This is a genomic window from Nonomuraea sp. NPDC049158 (genome assembly GCF_040648335.1).
Classification (GTDB): Bacteria; Actinomycetota; Actinomycetes; order Streptosporangiales; family Streptosporangiaceae; genus Nonomuraea.
Window position 1 is genome coordinate 278,548 of record NZ_JBEZDM010000009.1, and the last position, 14,484, is coordinate 293,031.

At 65.0% G+C, this 14,484-nt stretch carries 21 protein-coding genes and 1 tRNA gene; 1 reads left to right on the forward strand and 21 read right to left on the reverse strand.

The features are described from left to right. Window positions 1–195: 195 nt before the first annotated feature. From AB0B61_RS21950 to AB0B61_RS21970, 5 genes are all read right to left on the reverse strand, one after another. On the reverse strand, window positions 196–660 hold the full coding sequence (locus AB0B61_RS21950; protein WP_358434572.1) for an NUDIX domain-containing protein: 465 nt from the start codon (window positions 658–660) through the stop codon (window positions 196–198). Window position 661: 1 nt separating this feature from the next. Beyond that, entirely contained in the window at window positions 662–1,186 is a 525-nt protein-coding gene (locus AB0B61_RS21955) for a hypothetical protein (RefSeq protein WP_358434575.1), read from the reverse strand. 4 nt (window positions 1,187–1,190) lie between these two features. Then, entirely contained in the window at window positions 1,191–1,685 is a 495-nt protein-coding gene (locus AB0B61_RS21960; protein WP_358434578.1) for a hypothetical protein, read from the reverse strand. 46 nt (window positions 1,686–1,731) lie between these two features. Further along, window positions 1,732–2,553, reverse strand: coding sequence for a glycerophosphodiester phosphodiesterase family protein (locus AB0B61_RS21965; protein ID WP_358434581.1), 822 nt, complete (start codon window positions 2,551–2,553; stop codon window positions 1,732–1,734). Window positions 2,554–2,872: 319 nt separating this feature from the next. Further along, window positions 2,873–3,370, reverse strand: coding sequence for a YajQ family cyclic di-GMP-binding protein (locus tag AB0B61_RS21970; protein ID WP_358434583.1), 498 nt, complete (start codon window positions 3,368–3,370; stop codon window positions 2,873–2,875). Between the two features lie 612 nt (window positions 3,371–3,982). On the opposite strand from AB0B61_RS21970, the gene AB0B61_RS21975 reads away from it, so the two are divergent. Further along, window positions 3,983–4,064 (forward strand) — tRNA-Tyr (locus AB0B61_RS21975). A 68-nt stretch (window positions 4,065–4,132) separates the two neighbouring features. Here AB0B61_RS21975 and AB0B61_RS21980 read toward each other — a convergent pair. The 16 genes from AB0B61_RS21980 to AB0B61_RS22055 form a co-directional block, all read right to left on the reverse strand. Further along, entirely contained in the window at window positions 4,133–5,569 is a 1,437-nt protein-coding gene (locus AB0B61_RS21980; RefSeq protein WP_358434586.1) for a tyrosine-type recombinase/integrase, read from the reverse strand. Further along, window positions 5,569–5,763 (reverse strand): helix-turn-helix domain-containing protein, encoded by a 195-nt coding sequence (locus AB0B61_RS21985; RefSeq protein WP_358434589.1) that lies wholly within the window; start codon window positions 5,761–5,763, stop codon window positions 5,569–5,571. The genes AB0B61_RS21980 and AB0B61_RS21985 overlap by 1 nt, the downstream gene beginning before the upstream one ends. Beyond that, a complete protein-coding gene (locus AB0B61_RS21990; RefSeq protein ID WP_358434592.1) occupies window positions 5,763–7,178 on the reverse strand; it encodes a replication initiator in 1,416 nt (471 codons plus the stop codon). Before AB0B61_RS21990 ends, AB0B61_RS21985 begins: the two co-directional genes overlap by 1 nt. After that, entirely contained in the window at window positions 7,175–7,414 is a 240-nt protein-coding gene (locus AB0B61_RS21995; RefSeq protein WP_358434595.1) for a hypothetical protein, read from the reverse strand. The genes AB0B61_RS21990 and AB0B61_RS21995 overlap by 4 nt, the downstream gene beginning before the upstream one ends. Continuing rightward, window positions 7,411–8,115: a DNA cytosine methyltransferase gene (locus AB0B61_RS22000; RefSeq protein ID WP_358434598.1), complete on the reverse strand. Its 705-nt coding sequence runs from the start codon at window positions 8,113–8,115 to the stop codon at window positions 7,411–7,413. Before AB0B61_RS22000 ends, AB0B61_RS21995 begins: the two co-directional genes overlap by 4 nt. 492 nt (window positions 8,116–8,607) lie before the next feature. Further along, window positions 8,608–8,772 (reverse strand): hypothetical protein, encoded by a 165-nt coding sequence (locus AB0B61_RS22005; protein WP_358434601.1) that lies wholly within the window; start codon window positions 8,770–8,772, stop codon window positions 8,608–8,610. Between the two features lie 1,380 nt (window positions 8,773–10,152). Continuing rightward, window positions 10,153–10,317: a hypothetical protein gene (locus AB0B61_RS22010; RefSeq protein ID WP_358434604.1), complete on the reverse strand. Its 165-nt coding sequence runs from the start codon at window positions 10,315–10,317 to the stop codon at window positions 10,153–10,155. 15 nt (window positions 10,318–10,332) lie between these two features. Continuing rightward, window positions 10,333–10,656 (reverse strand): hypothetical protein, encoded by a 324-nt coding sequence (locus AB0B61_RS22015; RefSeq protein WP_358434607.1) that lies wholly within the window; start codon window positions 10,654–10,656, stop codon window positions 10,333–10,335. A 103-nt stretch (window positions 10,657–10,759) separates the two neighbouring features. Beyond that, window positions 10,760–10,915: a hypothetical protein gene (locus tag AB0B61_RS22020; RefSeq protein ID WP_358434609.1), complete on the reverse strand. Its 156-nt coding sequence runs from the start codon at window positions 10,913–10,915 to the stop codon at window positions 10,760–10,762. A 48-nt stretch (window positions 10,916–10,963) separates the two neighbouring features. Continuing rightward, window positions 10,964–11,698, reverse strand: coding sequence for a DUF2637 domain-containing protein (locus tag AB0B61_RS22025; RefSeq protein ID WP_358434611.1), 735 nt, complete (start codon window positions 11,696–11,698; stop codon window positions 10,964–10,966). A 23-nt stretch (window positions 11,699–11,721) separates the two neighbouring features. Then, window positions 11,722–11,937, reverse strand: coding sequence for a hypothetical protein (locus tag AB0B61_RS22030; RefSeq protein ID WP_358434614.1), 216 nt, complete (start codon window positions 11,935–11,937; stop codon window positions 11,722–11,724). Window positions 11,938–12,044: 107 nt separating this feature from the next. After that, the gene (locus AB0B61_RS22035) at window positions 12,045–13,211 is read right to left on the reverse strand and encodes an FtsK/SpoIIIE domain-containing protein (protein ID WP_358434617.1); all 1,167 of its coding nucleotides are present in this window, start codon (window positions 13,209–13,211) and stop codon (window positions 12,045–12,047) included. Beyond that, complete coding sequence (locus AB0B61_RS22040) at window positions 13,211–13,360, reverse strand: hypothetical protein (protein WP_358434620.1); 150 nt, start codon at window positions 13,358–13,360, stop codon at window positions 13,211–13,213. The genes AB0B61_RS22035 and AB0B61_RS22040 overlap by 1 nt, the downstream gene beginning before the upstream one ends. Further along, window positions 13,360–13,590, reverse strand: a complete 231-nt coding sequence (locus tag AB0B61_RS22045) for a hypothetical protein (RefSeq protein WP_358434623.1) — start codon at window positions 13,588–13,590, stop codon at window positions 13,360–13,362. Before AB0B61_RS22045 ends, AB0B61_RS22040 begins: the two co-directional genes overlap by 1 nt. A 108-nt stretch (window positions 13,591–13,698) precedes the next feature. After that, a complete protein-coding gene (locus AB0B61_RS22050) occupies window positions 13,699–13,830 on the reverse strand; it encodes a hypothetical protein (protein WP_358434625.1) in 132 nt (43 codons plus the stop codon). A gap of 280 nt (window positions 13,831–14,110) precedes the next feature. Continuing rightward, window positions 14,111–14,440 carry a hypothetical protein gene (locus AB0B61_RS22055; protein WP_358434628.1) on the reverse strand — a complete coding sequence of 110 codons (330 nt, stop codon included), beginning with the start codon at window positions 14,438–14,440 and terminating at the stop codon, window positions 14,111–14,113. Window positions 14,441–14,484 lie beyond the last annotated feature (44 nt).

Here is a 14,484-nt window from a genome sequence, read left to right on the forward strand (position 1 = left end):
TCCTTCTCAGCGCCAACGGCTGTCCGCCGGTTCCTCACCCCCGGACCCGGGCTACCGGGCAGCCCTCGCGCACGCTCGCCCACTCCTCAGGCGGCTCCAGAGCGGTGGGATTGCGGAACGGGGTAATCGGGCGTGCCACTCACGGTGACCTCCTGATGGCCGATATGACCGCATTAAACCATTGCCCTATGGTCGTCAACCAGCCGAGTTGATCTTGCGCAGGAGGGTGGCGAGGTCCTCGGGGAAGAAGACCTCGTCAGTGGCCTCCAGTTCCTCGGAGCTCCACCACCGGTGACCCAGGGTGGTGGCCTTCTCGATCTCTTCCATGTGCTCGTACGAGATGTCCGTGCCCTCGGCCACCCGAACCGCGAAGAACGTCTGGTCCTGGGTGACGGCGTACTCGGCGAAGAAGAACTCGATCGTGCTCGTGCCGTACGGACCGGCGAGCTGGTCGGCCCCGGCCCGGATCCCGACCTCCTCGTGCAGCTCGCGCAGCGCGGCCTCCTGGAGCGTCTCCCCGTCCTCAGCGGCGCCACCGATGGTGAACCAGAACGGCTCGTCGGGCCGGGCGGGATCGAACCCGTGGAGCAGGAGCACCCTGCCCTGTTCGTCGATGGGCAGGGCACGGGCCGTGAACCGGCGCAGGGGGATTTTCGTCACGTCATTGGAGCATAGGCGGGAGTTCTCCGGAGCGTCGTGACCCTGCCTCTGTTGCCTGCCTGCGCACCCTTTTGGTCCGACCCTGTTCCGCCAGGATCCGCAACACAGCGGTGTCCTCAACGAACACAGTGACCCGGAGTTGGAGCCAGTTGGACCAGCCTTCCAAGCTGTCAGCCACCTGATCATGCGGAAAGCCGCCAGAGCAGAGCATGTCCAGCGTCTCAAGCTCGGCCACCCGCCCCTGCGCATAGCCCTGAACCTCTGCCGGAAGCCGAGCGACCCATAGCCGTCGCTCCTCAGGAGCTGACCGCTCCACCATGTGTACGACTACAGAAGAGGCCAACGCGGAATCCGGCTCCAGCGAGAGCAGCTCGAAAAGCTCGGTAACTCCGATGCCATCCTCAATCGCGACTCGGTAGAGCGCCCAGCGTTCGTGCTCGTCCGTCAAATCGCCGGCTTCGCGATCCTGAAGCCGGGCAAGCTCAATCAGCTTGCCGCGCAGCTCCTCACTGATTCCCTCGTCCATCCGACTAGTCGTCGGGGTCGCCAAAGGCTTTCCGGATCTTGGCGGCGCCGTACTGGCCCGAGGGATTGCAGATCGGGCACGCGCATGGCGGTCTCCCATGAGCGTTCGGCATGTAGCGCCACCCGGTCACCTGGTTGACGCCGCGGATGCGATGGATCTCGTCGGCCCGGATGGGCCGCGCGACGAAGAACTCGTACCCGCGCGCATCCTGCTGGGCCGCGATCAGCGCGGCCGCCTCCGCGCTGGCCATCTCGGCGGGAAAGCGGCTGTAGTGGCCGACCTGCACCGGTTCGTCATCTGGCACCCGGAAATAGACCGCGACGAGGGTACGCTGCCCGCCCCGCCGCAGCTCGCGGACCCACTGATGGGTGATCTGGTACGACGGGAGCACCGGCAGGCAGTAGACACCAGAGATACCGTCATGCCCACCGCTCACCGCACGGATGCCGCTGCGCCGCATTGACCGCGTGTTCTTGGCCGCGGTGATGTGAACGAGCATGGTCATGGTGACGTCCCTCGACGAGTTGGCTGGCCGATGACCAGCTCTATTGGCACTTCCCCTTGAGCCACGCGCTGAGCTGGGCTGTGTAGTCGGTCGCGACCCGCTTGGTCGACCGCTCGAGCGCGGCCGTCCACGCGCTCTCGTTCAGCTTCCACGAGGGCGGGGGTTCCTCCCACTTTGTCACCTCCGGCCAGCTGGGCCCGCCGGTCAGCACCTGCGCCAGGCCCGCGGCGGTGACGCGCTTCTTGAGCTCGTCCTGGAGACCGGCATCATGGGAGTACAGGATGATCTCCTGCGACCCGTACCGCTCCTTGACCGGATCCAGGACCTCGGCCCACGCCCGCGACTTGATCGCGGCGTCGGCGCCGAGCAGGAACTGCCGGGTCTCGGGCTTGATCTCGACCAGCCCGATCATGCCGTCGGTCTTCATGGCGGCCAGCCACTCGCGGAAGGTGTGAACGGTCTCACCGCTGAAGCTGCCCCGATTGATGGTCCGCCCCTTGAGCGCGGTGTCGCCGGCGGCCCACCAGATGTCGGTGATGTTCTTCTTGACGCCGCTCAGGCCCCAGGTGGAGGTGTTGTGCCACATGACGGCCTTCGTACCGTCCTTGGTGAGCTGCAGATCCGCCTCGACGCCTGCCGCACCCCAGCCCTTGTACTTCCGGATGGCCGTGGGGTTGTTGGGCTGGCGTACCTGATCCCGGTTCCAGGTGTCGGCTCCGTTGGCACCGTTGGGGTAGCCGCCATGCCCGAATATCTGCGGACAGGGCGGCAACGCGGCGCTCGCGTGAGCGGGACTGCCCGCAGGAAGTACGGCGGCCAGCACACCGACGGCCAGCCCGGCCACAACACGCGATAACGCCAAGGCCCTCACCTTTCGATCACCTGATTACGCCAACCCTGGCATATCCGGATCACTACGAGGCCTCGGATACGGCGACCAGCGGCCTGTCGAGGCGGTAATCGGGCACCGAGCGTCGTCCGGGCCCGCCTAGCACTGGTAGACCTTCACCACGTCACCATGGCGCTTCAGCTCACCCTCGCTCAGCACACAAGTAGGGGCGGCGTTCATGGAGAGCGGCGGCCCGAGGCACAGGAGAAAACGCGTGCCCTTGCGGACAGCGCGCTCGGCCGTGTGCCCCGGATATGCCCTGCGCGATCTCTGACGTACGGCGGGGCGCCCCCTACCGGTAGTTCACGAACTGCAGGGCGATGTCCAGATCCTTGCCCTTGAGCAGGGACATGACCTCCTGGAGATCGTCCTTCTTCTTCGAACTGACCCGAAGTTCCTCACCCTGGATCTGCGCCTTGACACCCTTGGGCCCCTCGTCGCGGATCAGCTTGGAGATCTTCTTGGCGTTCTCCTGGTCGATGCCCTCCTTGAGCGAGACCAGCATGCGATATTCCCTGCCGGACAGCTTGGGCTCGTCCGCGTCGATGATCTTCAAGGAGAGGCCTCGCTTGATCACCTTCTCCTTGAACACGTCGAGCGCGGCCCCGGCCCGCTCCTCGCTGTTGGCCTTGATCTCGATACTCTGCCCGGACCAGCTGATGCTCGCCCCGGTGCCCTTGAAGTCGAAGCGGTGTCCGATCTCCTTGACCGTCTGGTTCAGCGCGTTGTCGACCTCCTGGCGGTCGATCTTGCTGACGATGTCGAAAGATGAATCGGCCAAAACGCACATCCTCTCGCTGCGTAAGCATTAGGCGGTATCCGGTTCCAGATCTTGCGGACCTCGAAACGCGCCCTCTGCGAACGCGGACCCCAGCGTACGAGCCTAGCCAGCATCGGCGCGTCGTGCAGGGCGCCGGGCCTTGATCCACGCGCCTCACGGAAGGATCACCGGCGTCGCCTCGCGATTAGGGCGCTTTTCGATTGAGTTGGTGGGGATCGCGCGGCTGCCTGGGACCGGCGTCGACTCCGCGGCCCCGATGCTCACCTTGATCATCGGTTAACGGGTATCCGACGGTCCCGCAGGGGACACGAAGCGAGCGCCGCGCACCCTCTCGACACGCGTTTGCCCAGGTCAAGGCCATCATCGCGGCCAAACGTCTGCTCGTCTGCGAGGTAGGCCAGAACTGAGCCCTCCTCTGTGACTTGCTTGCGCCCCGGTGTCTGACGAGCCGTTCTCGCAGGTCAAGGATGCGGACAAGCTCAAGGGGACGGCACGGTCGATGGTAGGGCGAATGTCGTTTCGGTGGAGCAGGTAGGCGGGATCCGGCGTGGGACAAACCGGTGTCACGTGTACCTCGGAAGTCCGCTATTCTTCTGATGTCGCCGCGAGAGCGGATGGCACGGCAGGTTGCCCGAGTGGCCAAAGGGAGCGGTCTGTAAAACCGTCGGCTCAGCCTACGCAAGTTCGAACCTTGCACCTGCCACACCAGCTCGAAGAGGCCTGTCACCAGCGGAAACGCGGTGACGGGCCTCTCGCGTTGTGTCCGGCTATTCACGGTCCTCCACGGCTCTCGCCGGGGGCTTGCGTCGTATCCGTGTCGGCGTCCAGCGCACTCGGAGTGGGTCGTAGAGCGGCGGCGATGCGTTGCTTGGACATGTCATCCTGGCCGACGATGCATGCCGCATAGACCCGTAACAAGACATTGACGCTGTGGCCGGCCCACTCGGCGACCTGCGGAGCGGGAACACCGGCGTTGAGCCATGTGGACACGCAGGCGTGGCGTAGGTCATACGGTCGCTCTGCGAGAGGCGAGGCGGCTTGGGCCGAGCCGAACACCGCAGCACGCGCGAGCTGCCACACTCGGCCGTAGACGCTTTCCGATAGCAGTCCACCGCGAGCGGCCACGAACACGTGCCCGTCGGTGCCGACACCATAAGCAGCGATGTGATCACGGAGAATCGCAACCAGCGGGGGCGGAATCGGTACCGGCCGGACCGCCTTGCGGGGGCGGTGCTTCAGCCCGCGGGACTCGCGGCGTTTGCCGTTGTTGGTCCAGGCCGCGCCCACCGCTGGCGCTGAACCACCGAGATAGAACCACCCCCACTCGTCCGATTGCCGCCCCTCAGGCAGGCTGATCTTGTCTATGGTCACATCCACTGCTTCGGCAGGACGTAGCGCTGAGTAGTAGATCGAGGCAAAGAACGCCTTCAACCGGGGAGCCGCCGCACCGACCTCCGCCAACAACGCTTCGGCTTGCTCCACGTTGACCACGCGGCGGGGCGAAACCTCCTCGGCAACCTTGGGTACCCGCCATCTGATGGTCGCCAGGAGATTCCTATCCAGCAGCCGTGCGGGGCTCACGGCGTACTCCAGCACGTTGTACAGGACAGCCCGCTTACGCGCGATCGTCGTTGCTGCCGCAGGCTCTCCAGCCAGAGTCTTGGAAATACCCTTCAGCACGGCCAGCACGATGGCCTCATCGGCGAGCGAAGACACAGCGAGTGTGTTCCTCTCCAGCCAGGTCACGGTCCGGATGAGGTCGTCAGGCACGCTGGCCGAGCCACGGCGAGAGGCGTTTGCCGCCCACCTTGTCACCGCATTTCGAATCTCCCGCTTAGATGGGGCGGCCGGCGCTGGTCCCACCAACGACAAGGTGATCGTGGCCAAGGCGTCAGCCATCGAGCGACGCGAATTTGGGGCCGCCTCGTCCCAACGGTGATCGACATAGCTGCACGCCAGCGACCACCAGCTCACCGACCGGCCGCGCCGCCCTGCATGCTCGACAGGCCGACCCGTGGCAGGATCGAAGGCAAGCCCCTTACGTATGAAACCGAGTAGCTCAGCGTAAAAGCTCTCCGCCAGAGCTCGTGTGGAGAAGGTCTCCCTCCAGGGTTTGCCATCCGTGATCCATCGCACGGTATAGGTTCGCCCGCCCTTGTTCTTGTTGACCAGAATGCGCCACACCCGCACGTCATACGTGGAAGCCATCAGGCAGGGTCCTCTCGATCGGTCAGCCAACGCTCGAACTCGTCGCGACGGATACGCAGGCTTCCGTTCGGCAAAGTGATGCACCTTGGCGCGCGACGCTTGGCACGCCAGTCGTAGAAGGTCGAGCGGGAGATGCCCAGCTCATCGCAGAAGTCGGGCACAGAGAGCGGCTTGGCGGAACGGCTTGCACTCATCACGGTCCGTTCTGTCGAGGTTGATCGGAAAGTGAGCTTGCGAGCATGGATTCGCCAGATGTGTAGCCCTGACCGGCGAAGCTCCAGTGGGCGAGCACGAGCGTGCTGCCGGGTTCGGGCGTCCAGTCCTCGACGGAGTGTTGGGCGCGGCGGTAGTCGATGCGTTGTTGCCGCAGGGCGCCCAGGGTGGTGGCGTAGGCGCGTGAGCGGGTGGAGAAGTGGCCGCGGAAGCCGAGCATGTGGGCCCATTGGCGGAGCCGTAGCGGCGCCTGGTCGGGGTGAACCTCGGGGTTGCCGAGCGTCCACGCGGTGCGGATCAGGCGTGCGGCGTGCTGTGTGGCGCCGTGTTGGTGTAGACGGGACAGGTCGGTGGCGTTGATGCGCCGGTCGAGGGTTCCGGAGGATTCGGCGGCTTTGGTGGCGTATTTGGCGATGTAGGCGGCCACGGCCTGCTCCGAAAGCTGCCCGTCGAGTTCGCCTGTTTCGATGGCTTTGACGTCCACCTGGCGGCCCCAGGTGAGTTTTTGGGTTGGTTGGCCGAGATCGGGGGCGTCCAGGTGGACGGTTGCGGCTGCCGAGCGGATGGCGGCATCCAGCAGTTCGACGCTTGCCCACTCTGGGGGCGGCGGCATGTCGGCGGCCGGTGTGTCGGCACCATGGACGTCGGTGTCCGGGTCGTCGATGGGGCGGCCATCCATGCGGATGACGGCGTGGAAGTGGACGACGCCGCGGGCCTGGTATTCGGCGACCTTGGCGAAGGAGACGCGTACCGCGCGGTTGAAGGCGGCTTGGGTCATGCCTGCGGCGCCGGCCAGGTGGCGGCGAAGGTAGATGGTGAAGCGGCGCCACAGTTCGCCCGCGTGGGCGTTCCACAGCACGTGCCCGATGTAGTCGTATGAGTCGGGGTCGAGCGGTTGGCCCAGGCGTTCATCGTCGGCGCGGTGGCGCTGGAAGCAGGCCGGACCGCTACGGCGGGGATGGCATGGCCGTGAGTGGCCGTCCTTGTCCGGCCCGCGATGCACCGGCCCGAATGAGGGGGCGGTCAGCGTGGCGAAGACGCGCGGGTGAGTACGGACGTCCTCAGGAACGCCCTTACCGCCGAGCAGGCCCGCGCGAATCAACTGGTAGGTATCGGCGCGGTAGACCTCGGCGCACGACGGGCAGCGCGAGGCACGCCGGTTGCCGCAACGCACCAGGAGCTGTCCGTGCGGTTCGCCGGCCGTGCTGTAGCTGGACAGCACCTGACCGGTCACGGCGTCCAACGTCATGCTTTCGCCCACCAGCCGGACCGGTTCGGTGCAGCCGCCCAGACGGTGAACCTGCTCAAGCCAGCGCGACAGGTCCTTGCCGGAGCGGCGGGCCAGGTCACGAACGACCGGCCCGACCAGCTCGGCGAGCAGCGCGGGAGCGCTCACTCTTGCACCCTCCTTACCTCGGTGACGTGGATGCGGACCCGGCAGGCGTCACACTGCCGATCAGCGGGCAGGCGCCGGCCGCAGGCGATCAGCCGTCTCTGTCCGTTGGCCTTGACCTCGACCGGTCGCAGGCATGCGGCGCTCTCGGTGGCGGTGACACGCCGGTCCACGCTCCAGGGGTTGTCCTGGACGCCTTTGGCGTAGGTTTCGGTCACCTCGACTCGGTGGCGGCTCACCGCCTGGCCTCCACCAGGTCGGGCAACTCGTCTTGAACAGCCGTTGCGCCGGTCAAGACGGCAAGGAGATGTTCACCGATATAGCGGCTGTAGGCGGGAGGGATCGCTTCGGCGATCTCTTTGCGGACGTCGGTCCAGACGATGCCCATGGCGTGCTGCCATTGGGCGATGCTGCCCTTGCCGCCGCCTTGGCCGTAGATGGCGAAGTAGGGGCCCTCATACCAGCGGCCATGACGCATGCCGGCTACCCGGCCGCGATGCGGCAGGTGCTCGGGTTGGGGGACGTGCAGACGGCCGAGTTCGAAGAAGCGATGCCGGATCACCCGAAGGGAGAACATCTCCCCGCACAGGCGCAGGTCCTTGCGGACCGGGGCGCCGGCCACGTTCTCGATGACGTACGGTCGGCCCGAGGCTTGCAGGGCGGCCCGGACGGCCGGGATCAGTTGCGGGTAGGTGCGGCCCTGGTTGGTGCCGGCGGTCAGGGTGCAGCCGGCCTGACAGGGCGGGCTTGCGTGGATGACGTCGAAGCGGTGGCCGTGCTCGCGGACGAAGTCGAGGGCATCGCCCTGGTGGAAGACGTCGCCGGCGTAGCGGGGTTGAGGCTGGATGTCGACGCCGGTGACGTGGAAGCCGGCCTGTTGGTAGCCGCGTGCGGCACCGCCGACTCCGCCGAACAGGTCGAGCAGCCGCCACCGACGCATACCCGAAGTAGTCCACGGCTGAATCCTCATAGCCCCGCCACGTCTCCGGTGCGAATGTCGTCGAGCGACATGCGGCCGGTGCCCTTGCACCGCGGGCACTGCATGACGTGGACGCGGCCTCGCTGTGTGCCTTTGCCGCCGCAGCGGATGCAGCGCATGGTGGGTTCGTGCTTCACTGGAATCTCCTTTGCTGACGACCGGTGAAGGAAGCGCGCCCTACGGGACGGTGTTGCCGCCAAGCTGAGCCGTTCCGTGGGCGCGCACCCCGTGATCACCATCTGGGGGTGTTGATCTCCTCATCCGACGAGTTCCGATAGACGGCGTCCAGTACCGCTAGACAACGTTCCTGCTCTTGTCGCGAGCCGGTCGTGAGCGCTGTGTCGTACTCACGCATAGCAGTCTTGATTTTCTCGACCTGAGATTTCCGGACCATGTTCTTGTTCCTTTGTCTCCGCGCCCAACAGCAGTTGACCTATCGCGCGCACCCCGTGATCACGATGTGATGGCGGCGTTGATCTCGTCTCGCGTCGAATTCCGTTCGAGCGCGTTCAGCACCGCCAGGCAGCGCTCCTGCTCTTGCCGCGAGCCGGTCATGACCGCTATGTCGCACTCCCGCGCAGCAGTCTTGATCTTCTCTACTTGTGATTGCCGAACCATGTTTCTCGTCCCTTCTCGTTTCGCTATTGCGGATAACTACGTGAAGCTGACCCAGAACGAGTAGCGGCAGTTACGGCACCCGGCTTGCACGCCGGCATCTCCGACGAGCAACACGTCGAAGTGCATCAGGCGTGTCTTATACAGGCAGTCAGGGCATGTCACTTGCTTGTCGTTGACTTGTGCACGCACCACGTTTCCCCCCTCGTTTACCGATCGCACTTCGGGCAGGTTTTCGTTCGGACGTACAGATAGCCCTTGCATGTCGGGCACCGGAGAAGAGCTGTTGGTCGAGGAATGCGTTTTTTCGTCGGGTGCATGTTCTACTCCCGTGGATTAATCGGCGTCTGCTTCTGCACACTCACGAGTGCAGTACTTTCTCGTTTCCGTGCTATGCGGGCCGGTCACGCCACCATGTGCGTACGGGGCGCCGCAGAAAATGCATTCGCTCATCCGTCACCTTTCCCAAGCCTGTTATTACTCATTTCCGACGTCATGGTTGTCGATGCCCGTGCCGTTGCAGTCTCTGCACGTCCGGTTTTCCGAATCGATTCCGGTACCGTTGCACGTGCAACACGCATACGACGACAGCATTGGTGGCACCTCCTTTCTTTTGCGGTAGTGGCTTTCCGTAAGCCGCCCTCCGCTATTGGTGGGCGGCCGGACGCAACGTCACTCACGTGGATCGGAGAACTCCGCGGCCTTTGCATTTCCCGCAGGTTTGGCCTTCGGACTCGTAGCCCTTGCCCATCACCCAGCGCCGGTTTTCCCTACGGCCTAGACCTCTGCATTTATCGCACGCCAGTGGCGGAGGAGGTTCCCGACGAAATCGCATACGCGTTCACTTCCTCTCTCCGCTTCCCAGGCATCTGCCGCACTTGAGATAGATGTCTCCCGTCTGGAATCCACCCTTTCCCTTACACCATCTGCATTCCTTCTTCTTCGTGTCGGACGTCTTGCGGTGTTGGCCTGCCATGTTCACCTCCTGGTCGTTGGAGACGGATCGGTTTTGAACGGGGAATCTCGCGGTTCCGGCGCATGCCCAGCACAGTCGGAAACGCTGGACTTTCCACCGGATGAGCCATCGCTTTTTCGTCATCGTGCGGCTGATGAGTCCGCGGCCCTCGCACGCCTGACACACCTCCGCGAGCGGCGGCGACGAGGTCGAGCCGTAGGCCATTACAGGCGGCCCTGGCCCTGACAGGTGAAGCACCTAACGCGCTTCTCGATAATGATGAGTTCGCCCTTGACGAGCCTGGACCGCATTTCGCTGATCTTGCCTACGCCTCGACAGGTCCGGCATTGCCCGCTTCTTGTCATGACGACATGTCCTTTCGTGAACGTGAACTACGGACTTTTCCTGTGCAGTTGCAAGAGCTGTGTTCAGCTCAAAACTGCGCCGAAGAAAACGGCGAGCTGGTTAGCGCCGTGGAAGATCCCATTAAAAACGCCGTTGACGGCTCCTGCCGCTTGAGCCGGACGCGTGAACAAGTAGAAGACGGCGAACGCCATAACCGCGTAGCCGAGCCAGCGACGAAGTCGGAACATCACCCCACCTCCAATTCACGCCGTGACGGCGCCGTAGTAGCTGTTGGCCGCCTCGTGATCGCGCACGTACTGCTCACTGATCGCGACCGCTCGATAGGCGATGGGACCGAAGTCGCGGACGGTCGCGTAGTGGTCGCCGCCACTGGCCGGCGAACCGAGTAGCTCGGCCAGTCGGTCCACCACGGTGCGTTCCTCCTGGTCGCTGCCGCCCGCCACATGCACCGTGACGTTTTCGCCGTAGCTGGGGACCGGCACCTTGGGGTTATCGGCCAGGAATTGCGCCAGACGGCGCAAACCGGCGATGAATTCGCAGCGGACCGTGGAATCGGTGGTCATCATCGGTGGTGTTCTCCTCTTCCTTGACGGACTGGCTTTCCATGAGCCGCCCACCGGGGGAGGGGTGGGCGGCCGGATGCAACGTCAGTCCTCGACGCGGCAGGGGCTAGTAGTTGTAGCTGCCGTCCTCGATGCCGTTCTTGATCTGGTCGAAGTCCTTATCGGTGAGCTTCCGCGTTTCGTCGGCGAACTCCGCCAGCTTCTGTCCCGGCTTCACGTCGAAGTACTTCTTGAGAACCGAGACGCCTTTTCTTCCAGTCATCACCATTTCCCTTTCTCTCTTCGGGTTTCTAACGGGGGAACTATGTGCCTACTCGGCTGAATTCAGATGCCGGACCAACGAGGCGGCCAGCTCGGGAGCCACTCCCATGCGCGAACTCAGTAGCTCGGCGCTGACCGGGCGTTGATGACGGGCCTGGTGTTCATCGGCGACGCGGCGGGCATAGGCCAGCAGCGACGGCGGTGGTGCCGGCATCTCCGGCTCTGCATCGACATGCACGGGTGGGGCTTGCTCCAGCGCAGGCGCGCTCTCCTCCACCGGCAGCTCGGCCACCTCGACCCGGTCGACGTCCACGCGTTTTGCCGAGCGAGGTTCGCCGGCATCGGGTGTGAGGGACGGGTCTTCCCAGGCCAGGCCCGTTTCCGGGGTCCGTGCTGGTTTGCCGTGGCCTGCGCGGCGTTCGATCATCGACATGGCGATCAGGAATGCTCCGGCAGGGGTGGCCGCCAATATCCAGCCCCAGCCGCTACCGGGTGCTTCCGCGAGGTTCGCGGCCAGTGTCAGCCCGATTCCGCCAGTCAGCACCAGCGATGGCCACGACATCAGCCCGCGTCGACGCCGACCGGTGCGCTTGTCGCGTTGGATCTCTCGCGCGGCCATCACACATACCAGGTCGATGCAGACGGCCACTGCCCACGAGCGCCAACCGTGCTGTCCGTACTTCTCGGCCAGTCGGCTGATGTGATCGAACGAGCCGACCGCGGCGATGACCGCCAGCACCATGACCGGCCCCGAATCGGCCAGCAGAGCGCGTAACCGCTGCATCTCCTTACCTCCTTCCTGTCTCGTCAGTCCCGGTCGGGTTCGGTTTCCGCGCACACCTTGTGGCAGGGGCGGCCCTGGTCATCGATCAGGAACGCGGGCATGCCGCAGATGCGGCACGGACGGCGGTTACCGCCCCAGTGCTGCACACCGTCACGGCCTGACCAGTTGAGATGGCGTCGCTTCGACGAGCGCGCAGGCGGCGCTGTGCTGCTGTCGAGCCGGTCTTGGTTGCGCCTCACGTCGACTCCTTCGCATCGAGGGAAGCCGGTTTTGGGCAAGGCTCTGGTAGGGACGTGGCGTGATCAGGGCTCACGCCAGGCCCGTTAGAGCTGGCCCCGGCTGTGACCTAGGCGGGGATATCTTCCATGTCGGGCTTGGCGTAGTCGTCGAGTTCGGAGTCGTCCACGTCGATGACGGGACCATCCGTCAGCAGCGCCCACGAGGGCGTCAGGTCGGCGTACCGTTCGGCGGCTGCTTCGGCCTCTTCCTCCAGCACGTGCACCGAACGGGCGTGATGCCAGCGGCTATCCGAGCCGATCACCACGGCCGTGCCCGGCCGGTCCGAGGAGATCTGCCGAGCAGCGGCCACCGCGCGGCGGTCCATGTCGCCCAGGCACATCTTGGCCGTCTCGTCGTCGTTGACCATGTGGCAGACGCGGCCGGTCAACTGCGCACGCAACGCGGTCACGCCCTTGCCCAGGTCCGAGCCGATGCGCTGCCCGCACACGAACAGGTAGATGCCGAACGCTCGCCCGAGCTGGGCGACGCGCAGCAGCCGTGTGGCGACCGCGGCCACCTCTTCCTTCTCGTTGTCCGGATCGGCCATCAAGAACAGCTCGGCCATCTCATCGACGAGAACCACGATCGGAATCGGCCGCACCGCTTCCGGGAGTCGCGGATGCCAGATGTTCTTCACCCGGTACTGCCGGCACAAAGCCATCCGCGACTTGATGATGCCGACCAGGTCGGCCAGCAGGTCGGCGCACTCGGGACGCTCCGTGGCCAGAGCCGACATGCGCGCCTGGTACGGGGTGAACTCCACGCCGCCCTTCAAGTCGAAGCCGACCAGCGCCACCGGTTGCGGAGCCAACCCCAGAATCAGGGCGTTGGCCAGGTTCGACTTGCCCGACTGAGTCGCGCCCACGTTCAACCAGTGCGGCACGACCTTGAAGTCGATGACGTACGGGTTACCGTTGTCCAGCAGACCGACCCGCACCCGCAGCAGGCCCTCGGCCGCCACCTGAAGTCCGGCCACCGTTTCCAGCGGATCGACCAGCGTCGCCGCCAGCGTCACCCGGCCCGGCCGCCACGACACCAACCGCACACTGTGCACCCGCCACGCATGCGCCAGCTTGTCCAGCACGTCTTCGTAGTCCTCCGGAGTCTGCCCGTCATGAAGACGAGCCGTCACCTGGAACCCGAGCGAGGTGGGCCGGATCAGGCCCAGCCGCGGCGCCTTCTCCACCTGCACCTTGTGCAGCTTGCGGCGCTGTTTGAGCATCAGCCCGTTCATCAGTCGCCACCGCCCATCCTCATGAGCGCCATGTGGAAGGCTTCCTCGTTGTGCCCACAGAAGTAGGCCATGACGTATCGCTTCTGCTCATCCGACAACGAGTCCATCAACTTGGACAGCTCATCGGCGGTGAGCTTACGACCGCTCATCACTCGGCCCCCCAACCAGGGAAGCCCGGCACGCTCCAGCGCCAGCGACGCCGGCGCTTCGACAGACCGCAGCCCGAGGCCACCGCCCGCCACGTCGCGTACACCATCACGAACTTGAGCGGGAAGCCCAGCACGTACCAGAACGAGACCGGCGCCCACCGGTACCACGCCCTCAGGCACACCGACGCGGCCAGCAGGCCCACGCCCAGCCAGGTCAAGAAATCGGCCATACTGAAGCCGTCTCCTCTCCTCTTCTGGTGATCGGAGACCCCGGAGCGGCCCAAGCCGCCAAGCACACGGCCGCTCCGGGATCAGAGAACGAGACATGGTGAGCGTCATCACCCACCACCAGTCGTCGCGAGGTAGTGGCAGTACGCGCACAACCACACGATCTTGTTGCGTCGAGCGTCGAACTGCTCGGCCAGGTTCCGCCGCGAGCTGCACTCGACGCACTTCGGTTTGCCGGGCATCACCCGCCACCTCCTGGCGGCAATCCGCGAGGAGTGCACCGCGACGCACCATCGCGGTCAACGCGCTCAGCCTGCACTCGAATCGGCTCCCAGTGCTCCTCGCGGCCGCTGTCGTCCGGCATCACGTCCAGGACGAACCGCCCACCGCCGCTACGGTGCCGCAGCCGCGTGACGCTTCCTGCCCGCAGTCCCGAATCGGTCCGCGTAAGAAGCTGAACAAGCCGGTCAACGACTTCAGTCGCCAGACCGAGATCGTCATCCATCACGCGAATCTGCGGCATCAGGCAGCCTTCTCCGCCGCCGGCCGCACCGCCTCACAGCGGAAGCCCATGCCCGAGCGGCCGTTCATCTGCCAGAAGAAGCAGACCAGCCCCGCGAGACGGACCTTGCCGCCGACCTGAATCTGCGGGAACACTGCGGACGGGAACGTCACCGTGATCACCGGGTTACGCCGGTCATCGTTCGGCATCGGCAGTAGCGGCAGCGTGTACAGCTCGCGCCCCTCCGCATCCTTCTTCACCTCACCCGTCGCCCGATCCACGATTTTGGGCTCAGGCTCGCCCGCGACCGTGAACGACAGGGAAGTGATGTCCACCGGAATGTTGCGCATCGGTTCGATCCCTTTCTAGCGAGAGCGGTAGACTCTAGTCGTCT

Bases quoted from the DNA above. Each gene is read 5' to 3' on its own strand.
- AB0B61_RS21955 (WP_358434575.1), bottom strand. From the start codon at position 1,186: ATGGACGAGGGAATCAGTGAGGAGCTGCGCGGCAAGCTGATTGAGCTT.
- AB0B61_RS21960 (WP_358434578.1), bottom strand. From the start codon at position 1,685: ATGCTCGTTCACATCACCGCGGCCAAGAACACGCGGTCAATGCGGCGC.
- AB0B61_RS21970 (WP_358434583.1), bottom strand. From the start codon at position 3,370: ATGTGCGTTTTGGCCGATTCATCTTTCGACATCGTCAGCAAGATCGAC.
- AB0B61_RS21980 (WP_358434586.1), bottom strand. From the start codon at position 5,569: ATGGCTTCCACGTATGACGTGCGGGTGTGGCGCATTCTGGTCAACAAG.
- AB0B61_RS21985 (WP_358434589.1), bottom strand. From the start codon at position 5,763: ATGAGTGCAAGCCGTTCCGCCAAGCCGCTCTCTGTGCCCGACTTCTGC.
- AB0B61_RS22000 (WP_358434598.1), bottom strand. From the start codon at position 8,115: ATGCGTCGGTGGCGGCTGCTCGACCTGTTCGGCGGAGTCGGCGGTGCC.
- AB0B61_RS22005 (WP_358434601.1), bottom strand. From the start codon at position 8,772: ATGGTTCGGCAATCACAAGTAGAGAAGATCAAGACTGCTGCGCGGGAG.
- AB0B61_RS22010 (WP_358434604.1), bottom strand. From the start codon at position 10,317: ATGTTCCGACTTCGTCGCTGGCTCGGCTACGCGGTTATGGCGTTCGCC.
- AB0B61_RS22015 (WP_358434607.1), bottom strand. From the start codon at position 10,656: ATGATGACCACCGATTCCACGGTCCGCTGCGAATTCATCGCCGGTTTG.
- AB0B61_RS22020 (WP_358434609.1), bottom strand. From the start codon at position 10,915: ATGACTGGAAGAAAAGGCGTCTCGGTTCTCAAGAAGTACTTCGACGTG.
- AB0B61_RS22025 (WP_358434611.1), bottom strand. From the start codon at position 11,698: ATGCAGCGGTTACGCGCTCTGCTGGCCGATTCGGGGCCGGTCATGGTG.
- AB0B61_RS22035 (WP_358434617.1), bottom strand. From the start codon at position 13,211: ATGAACGGGCTGATGCTCAAACAGCGCCGCAAGCTGCACAAGGTGCAG.
- AB0B61_RS22040 (WP_358434620.1), bottom strand. From the start codon at position 13,360: ATGAGCGGTCGTAAGCTCACCGCCGATGAGCTGTCCAAGTTGATGGAC.
- AB0B61_RS22045 (WP_358434623.1), bottom strand. From the start codon at position 13,590: ATGGCCGATTTCTTGACCTGGCTGGGCGTGGGCCTGCTGGCCGCGTCG.
- AB0B61_RS22050 (WP_358434625.1), bottom strand. From the start codon at position 13,830: ATGCCCGGCAAACCGAAGTGCGTCGAGTGCAGCTCGCGGCGGAACCTG.
- AB0B61_RS22055 (WP_358434628.1), bottom strand. From the start codon at position 14,440: ATGCGCAACATTCCGGTGGACATCACTTCCCTGTCGTTCACGGTCGCG.